Origin of the sequence: Vibrio japonicus, assembly GCF_024582835.1 — a bacterium.
Classification (GTDB): Bacteria; Pseudomonadota; Gammaproteobacteria; order Enterobacterales; family Vibrionaceae; genus Vibrio; species Vibrio japonicus.
The window spans coordinates 952,004-968,914 of sequence record NZ_CP102096.1 but is presented as its reverse complement, the minus strand read 5'-3'; the positions used below and the strand labels follow the sequence as shown (position 1 = coordinate 968,914).

Below are 16,911 nucleotides of genomic sequence, written 5' to 3'. Positions count from 1 at the left end.
TTGGTTCATGAACGATCAAGCTTCATATTCTTATCCGACGGAATAATTGTATTTGTCATTTTAGCTATTAGTCCCCCAACTCGTTTTCGCATATCACGCCTATCCACAATCATATCGAGAGCACCATGCTCTAGGAGAAACTCACTCTGTTGAAAGCTTTCGGGTAACTTTTCTCGAACGGTTTGTTCTATAACACGGCGCCCCGCAAATCCGATTCTTGCCTTGGGCTCTCCAATGTTGATGTCACCTAACATCGCTAAGCTTGCAGAGACTCCACCATAAGTCTGATCTGTCAGTACCGATATATAGGGTAATTTAGCCATTGATAATTGATTCAAAGCAGCACTGGTTTTGGCCATTTGCATCAGAGCCATTAGCGACTCTTGCATTCGAGCACCACCACAAGCAGAAAAGCATACCAATCCACAATTTGAATCTATAGCCGCTTCAACTGCCCGAACGAAACGTGCACCTACAACTGAGCCCATCGAGCCTGCCATAAAAGAGAACTCGAATGCGCAAGCAACCACAGGTAATCCCATCAGTTTTCCTTTCATCACAACTAGCGCATCTTTTTCTCCTGTACTTTTCTGAGCTAGCGCAATGCGTTCCGTATATCGTTTCAGGTCCTTAAAATTCAGCAAATCTTTCGGTTCAAGTTCACTGGCAATTTCAATTCGCTCTCCTTTATCCAAAAAACTGTCTAAGCGTTGGCGTGCTGCTAACCTCATATAATGATCGCATTTTGGACATACCGCTAGACTCTCTTCAAGAGCTACACGGTATAAGACTTGGTCACAAGAGGGGCATTTTGTCCATATTCCCTCTGGGATCGACGCTTTACGCGAATTAATTATATTCTTTTTATCTAATAGCTTTTCTAACCAACTCATGGGAAGCCTTATACAGTACATATATTTAATGATATGCATTGTATAAGCCTGTTTCTGGTAATAAAGTGTTGATTCTTGGTTTGATAATCCCACAATTTGGGACTGAATGAGATGCTTGATAAAATTGATCAACAGTGGTTAAAAAGTTTTCACTGTATCTATGAGAACAACAGCTTTAAACGGGCTGCTGAATTTCTAGGTTTGCCGACGTCAAACGTCAGCCGCCATATCGCTTTGTTGGAAGAAAGACTGAATACACGACTGTTTGACAGGACCACACGCAGAATCACTCCGACAGATGCAGGAGAACATCTTTATTTACGCACACAGCCATTGCTGGACAAGCTTAACGATGCGCTTGAAGAAGTGACTCAGCACTCTCAAGAAGTCATGGGACAACTTAAGGTTTTAATGCCTGACTCGCCCGCGTTAGCCCAAGCAGTGGTTTCTTTTTGTACTCAGCATCCCTCTGTTTCATTATGTTGCGATACAAGCATAAGTCCGAAAGAGGACTTACTTGATGGGTTTGACATCGTTTTGAGCTTTCATCGAGGTAAGCTCGAAGACAATAATTGGGTAGCAAAGGAGATTAAACGCTGGCCAAGTGCAGTTGTAGCATCCCCAAAAATCCTACAGAGCGTTCCCAGACCTTTTCAGATTACGGATTTGAAACATATTCCATGTATCAGTAGTTTTACCGCCATAAATGGAACTCCGTGGATATTCAAAAATGCTAAGGGTGAACTTATTACTCAAAAAGTACACTCTTCCTTTAAAGTAAACAGCGGGCATCTTGCCAAAATAGGGGCTGAATCTGGTTTAGGTCTTGCGATACTACCTATAGAGTTTTGCCAAGCTGAGATATGTTCAGGCACTTTGGAGGTGGTCGAGATGGAGTATCGGCCTGATGATTTGGTGCTGTATGCTTTTTATTCTTCGAGGAAGCATTTGGCTAAAAAAATTCCAATATTCATTGAACATTTAAAGCACCAAGAAAATATAGTCAATTGAGCCTGATATACCATTAGAAATACTAAGGTAAGCTGACACTACCAAAACATGTGTATACTCCTTTTCCGGTTTGGAATGGAACTAAACAATTTACTTCTTTGCGACTACCAATAATCACACCAAGTAAATTAGCGTGGCAGCAAATACAACAAAGGGAGCCTAATCGCTCCCTTCTCTTCTTTTGATTGGTACTTACTTGTTTAGTACGTCTCGTAGTCGGTCTTGTGCCACTTGCACTAATAAATCTGGCTGGAACTTGGAGATGAATCGGTCACAGCCGACCTTCTTCACCATCGCCTCATTAAAGCTGCCACTCAAAGACGTATTCAGAGTAATAAACAGATCTTTCATACGTGGGTCGTTACGAACTTCATAAGTCAGCTTATAACCATCCATCTCCGGCATTTCTGCATCCGTGATCATCATCAGCAGTTCATTTTCTACATCTTTACCACTGTCACACCAAGATTGCAGCGTTCGGAATGCTTCTAGTCCATCGCGACACTCGATAATATTCAAACCCAACTGCGAAAGCGTGCCTTTGATCTGCGCACGTGCGGTTGACGAGTCATCAACAATCAGCACGTTGCGACCAACCATTTGCCCAGCTAGCTCTTCATCAAGTACACCTTCAGAGATCGACACATCATAATCAATGATTTCCGCTAAGACCTTTTCTACATCAATAATTTCAACGATCTCTTGTGTCTCACCATCCGTCATTTTGGTGATCGCAGTTAGGTATGTAGAGCGCCCCGCTGTTTTTGGTGGCGGCTGGATTTCCGTCCATGCAGTATTGACTATGTTACGTACTTGACCGACTAAAAAGCCCTGAACAGTGCGGTTGTACTCGGTAATGATCAAGTTTTGCTCTTGGTTTTCCAGACGTGATGGTGGGAAACCAATCGCGCTGCGTAAATCAATCACTGGTACAGAAACACCACGTAAAGAGGCTACGCCTTTAATATTGTGGTGTGAGCCCGGCATTTTAGTAAGAGGTGGCACTTTAATCACCTCACGTACCTTAAATACGTTAATGGCAAAGACTTGTCTGCTGTTAAGACTAAATAGCAACAACTCTAAGCGGTTTTCACCAACCAGATTGGTTCGCTGATCGACCGTATTTAAAACTCCAGACATACTGCTTCTCTAACAATGGGTTACAAACTGAATAAGATTAACCAAAGACTAAAACAAAAACTAATACCAAAGCCAATAAATTTTATCTCGATCCTCTGAAGACGCCGAATTAGAGAGCGGCGTCAACACAATCACAATACAACTTGGTATAGATAAAGCTATCAATATCATGTTGCATGTTATCAACATGATATTGAATTCGCTATGAAGAAAAGATAATTAGGGGAGTCAGATTAGCCTTCGATGACTTTCATCAAGAGCAAACCATCATATAAAGCTTGCTTAATCAAAGCCGCGCCCGGCATAGTGGCTTGCTTGTAGAAACGAGATTCCACCAGCTCAAGATCGCGGTGGTAAACAGGTAAACTCTGCTCTTCGATACATTTTTGAATCGCAGGATACAGGACCTCTTTCGCTTGGTTGATTGCCCCACCAATCAAAATTTTCTCTGGGTTAAACAGGTTAATCACGATAGAGATGGCTGAGCCCAAGTAACGTCCAAGCTTTTCAATCACATCAACCGCTAACGGGTCGCCATTTTCTGCCGCTTCACAAATGTCTTCTACTGAGATTTCTTCGAGCTCAGATAACGATGAAGCTTCGCCGTTTTCAATACGCGCTGAGACTTCGTCCCGAATCGCCTGCGAACTTGCGACCGTTTCAAGACAACCGCGATTACCGCAATGACATAACTTTCCGTTGGGATCGATTTGAATATGCCCAAGCTCACCAATGTTACCGTGACGGCCTTGCAGAACTCGACCATCGAGTACAATCCCGGCACCTACCCCGTGATGGATAGAAATAAGAACTGAGTTTTCATTCTCTTTAGAGTGACCAAACAGCTTCTCTGCCAATGCCCATGCACGTGTATCATTCGCAATAAAAACCGGGAGACCTGTCGCTTTAAAGATTTCTGGTCCGAGAGCTAAGTTCTCAACATTGTAGTGCGGCATCTGCAGTACTACGCCCTGTTCAGAATTCACCAGACCTGGCAGCGTCAGTGCAATACTAGTGACTCGATCAAGTTGGTCTGCGTACGTTTGGAAAAACTCATCGATTTCGTGCAGCAGGCGAGCCAGTACGTCTTCTTGATCAATTTCATGAATGTCTATCTTTGTATCGATCAGTACATCCCCACCTAGCTCATGTAGAGCGATAGTGAGGTAACCGCGACCTAAACGCATCGAAAGAAACTGCCAGCCTTCGTTATTCACTTGTAGGCCCACCGCAGGACGACCACGACTGATCGCTTCCTGAACCGTCGTTTCATGAATTAAGTGCGCTTCAATCAGTTCTCGAGTGATTTTGGTAATGCTTGCTGGTGCAAGTTCACTTTCTTTAGACAAATCAATGCGGGAAATAGGGCCTTTTTGATCAATGAGTTTATATACACGGCCAGCATTGACCTGCTTGATATGATCAATATGGCCAGGTTGAGCCATGTACATAGGATGCTCCGAATATCAACAACCGGCTAATTTTTTTACTTTGCGAAGTAATTGTGAAGAGCTTTGATACACAGCCGTGACAAGTGTCACGTATAAACATGATTCTTTGTGTAGTTCATCAAATCGTACTGCCTTTGTCACATTTAGTTCTCTATTTTTTTGCGTTAATAAATATCTGTTTTTGCCACCAGACTACACTCATAACTAATCACGCTTTGATAGTTCAAGGAGCTAAGAATGACCTCACCTCTAAGAAGAACAAAAATTGTCGCTACGCTAGGACCATCAACCGATAAACCTGGCGTACTTGAAGCCATGATCGAAGCTGGTGTCAACGTTGTTCGGATGAACTTCTCTCACGGGAAAGCTGACGACCACCGACAAAGAGCAACTCGTGTGCGTAATATTGCCGCGAAACTCGGAACTCACGTGGCTATCTTGGGCGATCTGCAAGGGCCTAAAATTCGAGTATCCACTTTTAAAGAAGGAAAAGTCGAACTTAATGTCGGTGATAACTTCATTCTAGATAGTGCACTAGCACCCGAGCAAGGCACCAAAGACTCTGTCGGTCTAGATTACAAAGCGCTGCCTCAAGATGTCTCTAGTGGCGATATCTTGCTACTCGATGATGGCCGCGTCCAATTGCAGGTCATTGGGGTAAACAACACTGAAGTGAGAACACGAGTTCTGATCGGTGGGATACTATCAAACAACAAAGGAATCAATAAAAAAGGCGGCGGCCTGTCTGCGGATGCACTGACTGAGAAAGACAAGAACGACATCAAACTCGCCTCTGAGCTAAAAGTGGATTATTTGGCTGTCTCCTTCCCTCGTAATGGCGAAGATATGAAACACGCCCGTCGACTCGCGAGAGATGCAGGCTTAACAACTCGCTTAGTAGCAAAAGTGGAGCGTGCCGAGACTGTCGCCAACGAGGAGAATATTGACGACATCATTTTGGCGTCAGATGCGGTGATGGTTGCTCGGGGCGATCTGGGTGTGGAGATTGGTGATGCTGAACTTGTGGGCGTGCAGAAGCAATTAATTCGACGAGCCAGAAGCTTGAATCGAACCGTGATTACCGCCACTCAAATGATGGAATCAATGGTTGAAAACCCAATGCCAACACGTGCAGAGGTCATGGACGTAGCGAATGCGGTACTGGATGGAACGGATGCGGTAATGCTATCAGGGGAAACTGCTGCTGGTAAATACCCGGTAGAAACCGTGCGCTCTATGTCTGACGTTTGTCTTGGCGCGGAAAAAATGGCCGCAATTAATCGCTCCGGATACCGCTTGGATTCGATCTTTGATAACAGTGAAGAAACCATTGCCATGTCGACCATGTATGCTGCAAACCACATGAAAGGCATCAAAGGTATTATCACTCTCACGGAGTCAGGGCGAACTGCGCTGATGACCTCACGTTTAAGTTCGGGTTTACCTATTTTTGCGCTCTCACGCAATGAAAGCACGTTAAATCTGACTGCTTTGTATCGTGGCGTTTTCCCTGTATTTTTCGAAACCAAAGCCCAAACTGGCCTTGAAACGGCGCAAGATGCCGTCGCTACCCTCAAACGACGAGGACTACTTAATGATGGTGACCTCATCATCATTACCCAAGGTGATGTCATGGATATCGTAGGCTCAACCAACTGCATGCGAATCTTGTCTGCGTAAGTAAGATACGCAGCTAAGACACCTAGATAAGATGCAGAAGCAAGATATAGGGAGCTAGCACCGCTCCCTATTTTGCTAGGTTAATCAGGTTCGGGACATTGGTGGCGTACATATCAACAAAACGATAGCCTGCGTCCAAGCCGACGTGATAATCGTGTACAAGGTCCTCTTTTTCGCTCATCAGTGAGCTCGAACGCAGCGGCTTGTCGGGTTTTATCTGGACGATAAAGCAATCGTCTGGTGGTGAGTGCAAAAAGTTCTGCGTCAAGGCGTACGTTTGATAGTGAACCATCAGCATGTCTGCCAATCCTGAGTCAAACTTTTCACCTAACAGGTGACTCAGTCTATAGATATCGTCAGCACCAAATAACCAACGACCACCATTTAGCAATTCTACGTTATGATGATTCATTTTCTGCAACCTGGATTGCATCGCTCTTTCATTCAAAAATGCATTCCAGTCGCTCTTCCACTGAGATAACTTAAGTTGCCACTGGTCTTGAAGAGAGTTAAATGAGTCTCGAAACCACTCAATATGATCCTCTTGTGGGACAACATCTTCTTCGGGAAGAAGGTCTTCCCCTTCCGTTCGAATAACAACAATACAGCGCGCTGTTTTACGCCACGCTTCTTGAACCGGAATGGAAGCCGAAACGCCTCCATCAATATACGTACCATGTTCAAATTCAATGGCTTGATGATACAGCCTTGGAATCGCACAAGTGGCAATCAGCACTTTCTTCCAGTCATGCGATAGCATCGGTAAGTAGTGATCCATGAGCCTTTTTGTGTCTGTCACCGCGGCATACGCTTCTCTATTACCAAGGACTCGCCTACCGAGATCAATATCCAGTCTATAGGGATAATCTGTAATTTTGTCCATAGCCCAGTCCAAGCCTAAGAATTGTCGCTTACGAATGTAACTGAACAGATGGAAAAACTCAGGAGTCGTTGTCAGGTCTAATATGAAGGATTTGCCAATCCCACGCTGACGACATAGGAAAGCGCTGAGATTAAGTGCGCCTGCAGACGTACCGTAAAAGGCATCAAAAGGGTCAAAGTTGGAGAGTATGAAAGCATCAAGTACTCCGGCTGTAAAAATCCCTCTTTGGCCGCCTCCTTGAGCCACCAAAGCATTTTTACCGCCAGTGTACTTCTTAAATCTATCAGTATCTAATTGTACAGCAGCGTTTGTCACGACACCGCTATTTGTCGTGTAAATGTCCTTAAGCAGATGTGATTGCAATTAAGCCAAATCCAATAATCGCAGTGAAAACAACTGCTACAATCGTCAATGCAAATTTAAAATCGTATTCCATACAACCTCTCACAAAGTAACAAAGAAATAACATCAATAATAAACATGCTTAGAATATAACAATTTCCCGTACATAATTATGGCGTTACTATCACAATTAGTAGGTCTACTTATTAAAGTTAGGAGATGCACATTGAAACATCCAGCGAAATTCGTTCTGATGACTCTTCTAGTGAGCATAAACTCGCCAGTACTAGCGAAGGTATCCATTAGCCCATGGATCGGATACACCTCTGGTGGCAGTGTTGAGGACCAAAATGACAATCGTTTTGATTTGAAAGCCAAATCCACGTTCGCCCTGAGTATCGAAACTGACCTTGAACCGGGCCGGATTGGATTGTTCTACCACACGGAGTCCACAACGGTAGATGAACTAGACATCGATGCTGATCTTCATTACCTACTCTTCCAAAGCAGTATCTACTATCCGCTTGGTAATAATGTCGCGCCATATTTAGGCATTGGCGTGGGCGCATCATACATAGATGCCGATTGGGTGAAAGATGAGTTGGGGTTCTCTGCTTCTATATTCAGCGGTATTGAATATCATCTATCAGATTCACTCACACTCAACACTCAACTTCGGTGGCTCGGCACTGTAGTAGACAATGATACTTCTGGTGTTTGTCAGTTATCCGCACAACGTTCAGAATCATGCGTTATCCGATTTGATACATCGTGGATGAATCAATTTTCTGCCAATGCTGGGATAACGTTGAGATTCTAGGTTTACGTTCGAGAAGAAAGAAAAAGGCAGCCACTGCTGCCCGATACATCAATTAGAAAGAGTATGTTACACCTAACGCCGCACCAATCTGTAGCTCGGGACTCGATTCCAAATCTAACTCAGGTTGAACTTGACCATATACATTCCACCCTTGGCCTATCGACCAATCAACGCCAAGTGGGACTCGTGGTCCAAACTCGTCGTCATCCCAGTTCACCCAACCACCAAGGCCAACATACCAAGTGAGTGGCGTATTGGCATCAAAACTTCCCTTTTTCATTAGAAAATCAAACGCACCGCCTTCATTACCTAAAGTAAAACGATATTGATCATCAAATTCCAATACCGCACTTAAGCCTTGATCCCAGGCCATACCCACATCCAGCCCCTGAGGCATGGTATTTTCCGCTAAAGTAGGTAAAGAATTCAGAGTCAAAAGCGAACACAGTGTTGCAGGCACGATTATTTTTTTCATTTCAGTCTCCTGTTACAACGCAAATCTAATCTCTTAAAACTAGCAATATTCGCTACGGTAGGATGTCAGGAACAAGTCAACGTTTGGACAACGAAAATCTAACACTTTACCAACTAATTAAATGACCATTCTATAAATTATAATACTCATTCTTGTGCGATGTATTTATTGCAAGCTTAAAATACAAAAAGGAGACCGAAGCCTCCTTTGTAATGCAAGAATGGAAAGATTAACCGTGGTTACGGATCCACTCATCCATTTCAGTTTTAAGGTTGTCAGACTTAGTACCAAAGATAGCCTGAACACCGCCCGATACAACAACAACACCTGCCGCACCTAGCTTCTTAAGCTTGTCTTGATCGACAACCTCAGTATCAGCCACAGAAACACGTAGACGAGTGATACATGCGTCTAGGTTTGTGATGTTAGCTTTGCCGCCGAATGCTGCCACTAATTCACCAGCCAGTTCAGTACCTTCTGCTACGCTTTCGTCTTCGCTCTCGTCTTCACGACCAGGCGTTTTTAGATCCATAGCGCGGATAACGAAAGTAAATACAACGTAGTAAAGTACGGCATAAGCGATACCAAGACCAACGAGAAGTAGCATATTCTCAGCACGTGGAGATTGAACTACAAAGTCAATAAAACCGTTAGAGAATGTATGACCGTGAACAACACCTAGCGCGTTAGTTAATACGTAAGCTAGACCTGCAAGCACTGCGTGAATCGCGTAAAGAACAGGCGCAATGAATAGGAAAGAGAATTCGATTGGCTCTGTAATACCAGTTAGGAATGAAGTCAAAGCCGCTGATGCCATGATACCCATGACCTTCGCACGGTTCTCTGGTTTAGCACAATGCGCAATAGCAAACGCTGCTGCTGGTAGGCCGAACATCTTAAATAGGTAACCACCCGCTAGCTGACCAAAACCGTTACCCGCAGCGCGAGAAGCGTCATCAGCGGTTAGGAAACAAGTCATGATACCGTGTACAGTTTCACCATTACCATTCACACAAGTACCTGCTTCATAGAAGAATGGTACGTTCCAGATGTGGTGCAGACCGAATGGGATCAATGAGCGCTCAACAACGCCGTAGATACCGAATGCTGCTACTGGGTTTTGGTGCGCTGCCCAGTCAGAGAAAGAACGGATCAGTTCACCTACTGGTGGCCAAATAAATGACAGTACAACACCAAGAAGAATAGATAGGAAGCCAGTGATGATTGGTACTGCACGCTTACCCGCAAAGAAGCCTAGGTAATCTGGTAGCTGAATTTTGTAGAAACGGTTGAATGACCAAGCTGCCACACCACCCGCTAAGATACCGCCTAATACACCAGTATCAATTTTGTCAGCACCCATAGCAGCCGCCATGACTTTTAGCGTTGCAACCATGATGCCGTAACCAACGATGGCCGATAGACCAGATACACCGTCGTTATTCGTAAAACCAAGGGCGACACCTACTGCAAATAGAAGTGCCATTTGGCCAAATACAGAGCCACCCGCTTGCTCCATTAGATTCGAAACGATATCTGGCAACCAGCTAAAGTTAGCAGCGCCGACACCCAGCAAAATACCTGCAACAGGTAGAACTGATACTGGAAGCATCAGAGCCTTACCTACTTTCTGCAGGTTTGCAAAAGCGTTCTTAAACATGTTTATGCTCCTGAAAAGTTTATTAGTATTCTCGGGCTCTAACGGCACACCCCCGTAGCCTAAATGTTAGCACCCAGCAAAAATGTAACCACATATGTAGTATATTTTACGGCTCTAAATATATATTGATGCTAAACAGGGTTACCAGTGACTTACGAAATTTAGTTTCAAACTAATAGATAGATCACAGTTAAAATTGGACAAAACAGGCCCAAAACAACAAATAACTAATTGTTTTAAAACAACAAATAAGTCACACCTATTAATTTCAATGAGTGAATAAAATAGAGCGCATTGTTATTTCGTGTAACAAAATTACAATGTGGGAATTTTTAATCAATAAAACGAATAATAAAAGAAAGGAAGTTGACGTAATGGTTTACATAGATCGTTAGGGAATAAAAAAGGAGCAAACGCCCCTTTTTTACTCTATTTATATTTTATGCTTCAAAAAAAGTCGCCTGAAGTTTTCGCTCGTTTTTTCTCCAACCTCATTTAAAGAGACCCCTTTCAATTGAGCGATATACGCTGCAACTTCAACAACATAAGCAGGTTGGTTCTGCTTACCACGATGTGGAACGGGCGCTAGGTATGGGGAATCGGTCTCAATGAGTAACCGTTCCAGCGGGAGTGCCTTAACGACGTCTTTCAATTCCGTTGCTTGCCTGAATGTGACAATGCCAGAAATAGAAATGTAAAAGCCTAAATCCATAGCCGCTTCAGCAAAAGGTAAGTCCTCTGTAAAACAATGGATCACACCGCCACACTTCTGAGCATGCCCATTTTTGAGAATGTCTAACGTGTCTTGCCTTGCATTTCGAGTGTGGATAATCAGAGGCTTATCTAGGTTGACCGCAAGATCAACTTGCTGCTCAAATCTCAGTTTCTGTAGCTCAGCGGTTTCAGGCTGATAGTGGTAGTCCAAGCCTGTCTCTCCAACAGCGACAACTCGGTGGTGAGCCGCATACTCTTGAAGCTTTTCCAAAGAGAAGTCACTTTCTACGTCTAAAGGATGTACTCCACATGATGCATAAACATTCTCATAGGGTTCAATCATCTCAAGCATGCCAGGGAAAGAATCCAACGTCACACCTACTGAAAGCAAGTCAGTCACATTCGCAGCTTTGGCTTTAGCGATCACATCTTCTATACCGCTATGCAGTTCCTGATAATCTAATTTGTCCAGATGACAATGAGAGTCTACAAACATGATTCCTCTTTAAATTTAAATAACCAGTCTAGAACTAACAGTTCACTATTTAGGCCTGGGTGTTCTCTTAATTGTTCAATCAACGCACTCAAATTGATTGTCTGCTGATAAAGTACATCGTAGCTCAGACACTGTGCGAGTGCGCTGGAACCGGGCGTGAAAAATGGTGCACTTACGCCAAAATGAACCTTTTGCGCATCGGTCAGTAAATACCAGACCCACTGTAAGTAGCAATGAGGATTTGCAGCCAACTCTTTTGCCAGCTTAAGAACATCTCCCTGCCCTTTGAGTATCTCAAGCAATTGATGTTCTAGCTTCTGGTAACTTGCAACATTTCCTTGCTCTACGAAGTCTAAAGTCTTCAATGGGGCGTTATTGTTGATGTGCGAAGCGTAAGCCGGTATACCATCAACACCTTGCTGAGATAACCAACTTGCTACTACAGATGAATCAGGATTAGAAACGACCCATTGCTGACAACGGCTGACAATAGTTGGCAACAGCAAATTAGCGCGATGAGTCACAAGCAAAAAAAGACAATTACCAGAAGGCTCTTCGAGTGTTTTCAGCAATGCGTTAGCCGCTGATTCATTCATTGATTCTGCGGGTTCTATGATGAAAAGACGCAAACCTGCTAATTGAGAAGATTCTTGAGCCAGACGATTACAATGTCGGATCTGATCAACCGAGATCGCTTTGCCCTCTTTTTCTGGCTTGATCACATGGTAATCTGGGTGGCTACCAGAGCTCATAAGCTGGCAGCTATGGCAAAAGCCGCATGCCTCTGTAGTATAATTGCTACACATCACAGCACGGGAAAACAGTTCAACGAGTCGCTCTGCACCTAGCCCATCTTCGACTGAAAGGATAGAAGCGTTGGAAAACCTATCCGCTTCTAGGCTGTCTTGCCACTCCTTCCAGACTCCCTCTAACCAAGGATAAAGCTGAGCCATCTCTACACGTCCAACCACGACTCTAGAGCAGATTTTATATCCGCCGCGACTTGCTCGATCGCCTGATCAGCGTTAATGATGATAACGCTATCGTCTTGATTCGCCAGCTCTAAATACCTTGCTCTCGTTCGATCAAAAAAACTCATGTCCATCTTTTCAATTCTGTCGAGTTCACCACGCCCACGTGCTCGCTCTAGGCCAACACGAGGATCAATGTCCAGATAAAGCGTCAAATCGGGTTTAAAATCACCCAACGTTGTTTCTTTTAACGTCAGCATCGTTTCTTTAGCGATTTGACGACCACCACCTTGATAAGCCTGAGAAGACATATCGTGACGATCACCCACAACCCAAACGCCACTGTTAAGTGCAGGCTTAATCACATTTTCAACTAATTGAACACGGGCAGCGTACATGAGCAAAAGCTCGGTTATGTCGTGAAGTTGCTCACCTTCATGCTCTTGCTTTACTAAGGTTCTTAGCTTTTCAGCTAGTGCGGTACCACCCGGCTCGCGAGTGTTTTTGATCTCTTCAATACCCGCTTGTTTGAGTGTGTCCAGTACCGCATTGATTGCCGTACTTTTACCAGCACCTTCTAGACCTTCTACGACGACGAATTTAGCTTGTTTCATTTGTTACTTCTTAACTGTTTTAAATAGGCACGTACTGCTCGGTTATGTTCAGCGAGTGACTTAGAAAATACGTGTCCGCCTTTGCCACTTGCGACAAAGTATAAGTATGTACTGTCTTCTGGGTTCAATGCGGCTGTGATAGACGCTTCACCAGGCATCGCAATTGGTGTCGGTGGCAAACCAGAGATCACATAGGTATTGTACGGCGTAGGAGTACGTAGGTCTTTCTTGCGAATATTACCATCGTATTTGTCTCCCATTCCGTAGATAACGGTTGGATCCGTTTGTAACCTCATGCGCTTATTGAGTCGATTCACAAACACAGAAGCAACGCGCTCTCGCTCTTCTTCCACTGCCGTTTCTTTCTCAATAATAGAGGCCAAAATCAAGGCTTCGTATGGCGTTTTTAGCGGAAGCTTATCTTGTCTCTGTTCCCATTGTTGATCCAAGATTTGCTGCAGCTTACTTGAGGCTCTTTTCAATATATCTAGATCAGATGTTCCAAGCGTATAGTGATAAGTTTCCGCAAGCAGTAAACCTTCTAATTTTTCGTATTCCAGTCCAAGTTGCTTAGCAATATCTGCTTCACTTAAACCCGTGATTTTATGCTCAAGATGAGATGCTTGAATCAGCGCTTCTCGCCACTCTTTGAAGGTTGAACCTTCCACAAAGGTGATTGAAAACTGGTGTTCTTTACCTGATTTGAATAGCTCTAATACCTGAGAGAGATTCAAGCCAGGCTCGAGCAGATAGGTGCCCGCTTTTAGCTGAGTCAACTCCGGATGAAACCGTCTTACGAGCTGAGAGACTTCACTTGAATTGATAAGCCCTTGCTCAGTGAGCTCAGCCAATACACGGCTAAAACTGGTGCCTGATTTTAGTGTAAAAATGTACTCTTGCTTTACTTGTACTGGCTGAGTGACGTATTGCTCAACCTGCTTGGTAACATAAACATAGCCTGCTGCCGCTGCAACGGCGGCCAGTAGCAGAAACAAAGTGATCTTTTTAATCACGAGACGGGGTTCTCCTGAATTCTTCTAGTTATTTGTCCAATTGAATAACGTTGTTTGCCAATCGCCGTAACTGGCGCGATACCTAATATCGAGTTAGTCACAAAAACTTCTTCCGCGGTAAGCAGCTCTCCGAGCTTAAACTCCCCTTCATAAACCTTTAGGTCTAAGTTAGAGGCTCGCTCTAGCACAACTCGGCGCATCACGCCTGCAACACCCGCTTTTGAAAGTTTTGGCGTATAAAGATTTCCGTCAATGCACCAGAAAACGTTCGCCATCGTGGTTTCCACCACGTTACCGTCGTAATCTAACGCAATGCCGTCACTGAATCCTTGCTGCTCAATATCTGCTTTTAACAATACCTGTTCGAGTCGGTTATTATGTTTATGGCCAGCCAGCATTGGGTTAATTCCCAACTTTTTCTGACAAATGCCAAGCTCGATCCCTTCGCGGGACCATTGGTCATAATGAACAGGAAATTGAAAGGCGCTAATAGTAACATTGGGTGAGGTCACTTGAGTAGGGCTATATCCCCTTCCGCCTTCACCTCGGCTAATATGAAGCTTAACGCCCGCTTTTCCTTTGCTTTCTATAGCCTTAGCCAGCCACATCTCGATCATTTGCCAATCGGGTATTTCTATCCCCAGGGCACACAAACAACTTTCCATTCTTTCAATATGTTTATGCCAGTGCTCAATTTTGCCGTCTACAGTAAGCATGGTTGTAAAGCAACCATCACCATAATGAAAGGAACGGTCACTCAAAGATACCGAATCGGTTAATTGTCCATTTAGCCAGTACACTTTTTAATATCCACGTAAAATAACAAAACGGCTTAATGCCGAAGCATTAAGCCGTTTTAACATATTTCGTTGCGTGACTCTTTAGATCTTTTTAAATACTAGAGAGCCGTTCGTGCCACCAAAGCCGAAAGAGTTACAGATTGCATACTCCATATCTACTTTCTGAGCAGTGTGTGGTACTAGGTCGATGTCATCAAGACCTTCGTCACGGTTGTCTAGGTTGATCGTTGGTGGAACGATTTGGTCAACAAGAGACAATACAGTGATGATTGCTTCAACAGAACCTGCTGCACCTAGTAGGTGACCAGTCATAGACTTCGTTGAAGAAACTTTCACTTGTTTCGCACCTTCTTCACCTAGAGCACGACGTACGCCTTTAATTTCAGCAACATCACCAGCTGGTGTTGAAGTACCGTGAGCATTCACGTAACCAACTTGAGTACCAGTAATGCCAGCGTCACGCATCGCAGCTTCCATCGCCAACGCGCCGCCTGAACCGTCTTCACTTGGTGAAGTCATGTGGTAAGCGTCACCAGACATACCGAAACCAACGATTTCAGCATAAATCTTAGCGCCACGAGCTTTTGCGTGCTCATACTCTTCAAGAACCATGATGCCCGCGCCATCACCCAGAACAAAACCGTCACGGTCTTTGTCCCATGGACGAGAAGCTTTCTGTGGTTCATCGTTACGTGTAGACAGCGCTTTTGCCGCACCAAAGCCAGCCATACCTAGTGGCGTTGACGCTTTTTCAGCACCGCCTGCAACCATTGCTTCCGCATCTCCGTATGCAATCATACGAGCTGCGTGACCAATGTTGTGAAGGCCAGTTGTACACGCCGTCGAGATCGCGATATTTGGACCGCGTAGACCACGCATAATAGATAAGTTACCTGCAACCATGTTTACGATGGTAGATGGAACGAAAAATGGGCTAACTTTACGAGGGCCTTTATCGACAAGAGCTGTATGCCCTGTTTCGATAAGGTCTAGACCGCCGATGCCTGAGCCAATCGCTACACCGACACGAGCTGCGTTTTCTTCGGTGATTTGTAAACCAGAGTCGTCTAAAGCTTGAATACCAGCTGCAATGCCGTACTGGATAAATAGATCCATTTTACGGGCATCTTTTTTAGACATGTACTCTGTGCAATCGAAATCTTTGATGAGGCCTGCAAAGCGAGTAGAGAAATTTTCCGTATCAAAGTGCTCGATATTCACGATACCACTTTGACCTTCAAGCAGGGCTTTCCAAGATGATTCTACAGTGTTGCCTACCGGTGACAACATACCCATGCCAGTGACAACAACACGACGCTTGGACACGATTTTACTCTCCGGAATTGAAATGATTCTATGAAAGGATAGAAGAGTTTAAAAACTCAGGCGGCCAGAAGGCCGCCTGGGGGAGATATTACTGAGCGCTGTTCACGTAGTCGATAGCAGCTTGAACAGTAGTGATCTTCTCAGCTTCTTCGTCTGGAATCTCAGTGTCGAATTCTTCTTCTAGAGCCATTACTAGTTCAACAGTGTCTAGAGAATCAGCACCTAGATCATCAACGAATGAAGCTTCGTTTTTAACTTCAGCTTCGTCTACACCTAGTTGTTCAACAATGATTTTCTTTACGCGTTCTTCGATGTTGCTCATTTTTTCTTTTCCTTTACAGATTTCGCCTAATGCGATGATTCCGTAGTTTATTCGAACTATTGAAAGTTGCAAGAGGGTCCTTGCTGGTCAAACCACAATTTTAGCGAATTTAACCGAAATTCAATACATTTTTGACCTATATCATGCACAAATCTTGCGCAAGTTAATGTCATTTATCACCAAATATAGGACATTTTAGTGACAATCCATAGTAGGATCGATGACATTACGAGTGAACTGACCAATTATGCAGGTTTTTGGGCGCACCTTCACGAAAAAGTGCACCTTTTCTGCTTATTC

17 protein-coding genes are annotated in these 16,911 nt (G+C 44.1%); 3 read left to right on the top strand and 14 right to left on the bottom strand.

Translation table 11 applies throughout. The annotated features are described in order from the left end of the window. Positions 1–5 precede the first annotated feature (5 nt). Positions 6–893 (bottom strand): acetyl-CoA carboxylase, carboxyltransferase subunit beta, encoded by an 888-nt coding sequence (gene accD, locus NP165_RS04695; RefSeq protein WP_257085157.1) that lies wholly within the window; start codon positions 891–893, stop codon positions 6–8. 111 nt (positions 894–1,004) lie between these two features. On the opposite strand from accD, the gene NP165_RS04690 reads away from it, so the two are divergent. Beyond that, positions 1,005–1,904 (top strand): LysR family transcriptional regulator, encoded by a 900-nt coding sequence (locus tag NP165_RS04690; RefSeq protein WP_257085156.1) that lies wholly within the window; start codon positions 1,005–1,007, stop codon positions 1,902–1,904. A 192-nt stretch (positions 1,905–2,096) separates the two neighbouring features. Here NP165_RS04690 and NP165_RS04685 read toward each other — a convergent pair whose 3' ends face one another. Both NP165_RS04685 and mlc read right to left on the bottom strand, forming a co-directional pair. Next, positions 2,097–3,044, bottom strand: coding sequence for a chemotaxis protein CheV (locus NP165_RS04685; RefSeq protein WP_257085155.1), 948 nt, complete (start codon positions 3,042–3,044; stop codon positions 2,097–2,099). 233 nt (positions 3,045–3,277) lie between these two features. Next, entirely contained in the window at positions 3,278–4,495 is a 1,218-nt protein-coding gene (gene mlc, locus NP165_RS04680; protein ID WP_257085154.1) for a sugar metabolism global transcriptional regulator Mlc, read from the bottom strand. 237 nt (positions 4,496–4,732) lie between these two features. Here mlc and pyk point away from each other — a divergent pair, with 237 nt between their 5' ends. Then, positions 4,733–6,175 (top strand): pyruvate kinase, encoded by a 1,443-nt coding sequence (gene pyk / locus NP165_RS04675; RefSeq protein ID WP_257085153.1) that lies wholly within the window; start codon positions 4,733–4,735, stop codon positions 6,173–6,175. 67 nt (positions 6,176–6,242) lie between these two features. On the opposite strand, the gene NP165_RS04670 is transcribed toward pyk, so the two are convergent. Continuing rightward, positions 6,243–7,421 carry a patatin-like phospholipase family protein gene (locus tag NP165_RS04670; RefSeq protein WP_257085152.1) on the bottom strand — a complete coding sequence of 393 codons (1,179 nt, stop codon included), beginning with the start codon at positions 7,419–7,421 and terminating at the stop codon, positions 6,243–6,245. Next, positions 7,402–7,494 carry a cytochrome bd-I oxidase subunit CydH gene (cydH, locus tag NP165_RS20050; RefSeq protein WP_371133686.1) on the bottom strand — a complete coding sequence of 31 codons (93 nt, stop codon included), beginning with the start codon at positions 7,492–7,494 and terminating at the stop codon, positions 7,402–7,404. The genes NP165_RS04670 and cydH overlap by 20 nt, the downstream gene beginning before the upstream one ends. Before the next feature lie 159 nt (positions 7,495–7,653). Here cydH and NP165_RS04665 point away from each other — a divergent pair, with 159 nt between their 5' ends. Beyond that, positions 7,654–8,220, top strand: a complete 567-nt coding sequence (locus NP165_RS04665; protein ID WP_257085540.1) for a putative outer membrane beta-barrel protein — start codon at positions 7,654–7,656, stop codon at positions 8,218–8,220. Positions 8,221–8,272: 52 nt separating this feature from the next. Here the strand turns inward: NP165_RS04665 and NP165_RS04660 are convergent, their stop codons facing one another. From NP165_RS04660 to acpP, 9 genes are all read right to left on the bottom strand, one after another. Further along, positions 8,273–8,617 (bottom strand): hypothetical protein, encoded by a 345-nt coding sequence (locus NP165_RS04660; protein WP_257085539.1) that lies wholly within the window; start codon positions 8,615–8,617, stop codon positions 8,273–8,275. Positions 8,618–8,924: 307 nt separating this feature from the next. Beyond that, on the bottom strand, positions 8,925–10,355 hold the full coding sequence (gene ptsG, locus NP165_RS04655) for a PTS glucose transporter subunit IIBC (RefSeq protein ID WP_257085151.1): 1,431 nt from the start codon (positions 10,353–10,355) through the stop codon (positions 8,925–8,927). A 433-nt stretch (positions 10,356–10,788) separates the two neighbouring features. Beyond that, a complete protein-coding gene (locus NP165_RS04650) occupies positions 10,789–11,565 on the bottom strand; it encodes a TatD family hydrolase (RefSeq protein ID WP_257085150.1) in 777 nt (258 codons plus the stop codon). Beyond that, positions 11,556–12,518 (bottom strand): DNA polymerase III subunit delta', encoded by a 963-nt coding sequence (locus NP165_RS04645; protein WP_257085149.1) that lies wholly within the window; start codon positions 12,516–12,518, stop codon positions 11,556–11,558. Before NP165_RS04645 ends, NP165_RS04650 begins: the two co-directional genes overlap by 10 nt. Before the next feature lie 2 nt (positions 12,519–12,520). Further along, positions 12,521–13,150, bottom strand: coding sequence for a dTMP kinase (gene tmk / locus NP165_RS04640; protein WP_257085148.1), 630 nt, complete (start codon positions 13,148–13,150; stop codon positions 12,521–12,523). Further along, positions 13,147–14,163: an endolytic transglycosylase MltG gene (gene mltG, locus NP165_RS04635; protein WP_257085147.1), complete on the bottom strand. Its 1,017-nt coding sequence runs from the start codon at positions 14,161–14,163 to the stop codon at positions 13,147–13,149. Before mltG ends, tmk begins: the two co-directional genes overlap by 4 nt. Continuing rightward, the gene (gene pabC / locus NP165_RS04630) at positions 14,160–14,963 is read right to left on the bottom strand and encodes an aminodeoxychorismate lyase (RefSeq protein WP_257085146.1); all 804 of its coding nucleotides are present in this window, start codon (positions 14,961–14,963) and stop codon (positions 14,160–14,162) included. Before pabC ends, mltG begins: the two co-directional genes overlap by 4 nt. Positions 14,964–15,044: 81 nt before the next feature. Next, entirely contained in the window at positions 15,045–16,289 is a 1,245-nt protein-coding gene (gene fabF, locus NP165_RS04625; RefSeq protein ID WP_257085145.1) for a beta-ketoacyl-ACP synthase II, read from the bottom strand. A gap of 88 nt (positions 16,290–16,377) precedes the next feature. After that, the gene (acpP, locus tag NP165_RS04620; RefSeq protein WP_004406112.1) at positions 16,378–16,611 is read right to left on the bottom strand and encodes an acyl carrier protein; all 234 of its coding nucleotides are present in this window, start codon (positions 16,609–16,611) and stop codon (positions 16,378–16,380) included. Positions 16,612–16,911: the final 300 nt, after the last annotated feature.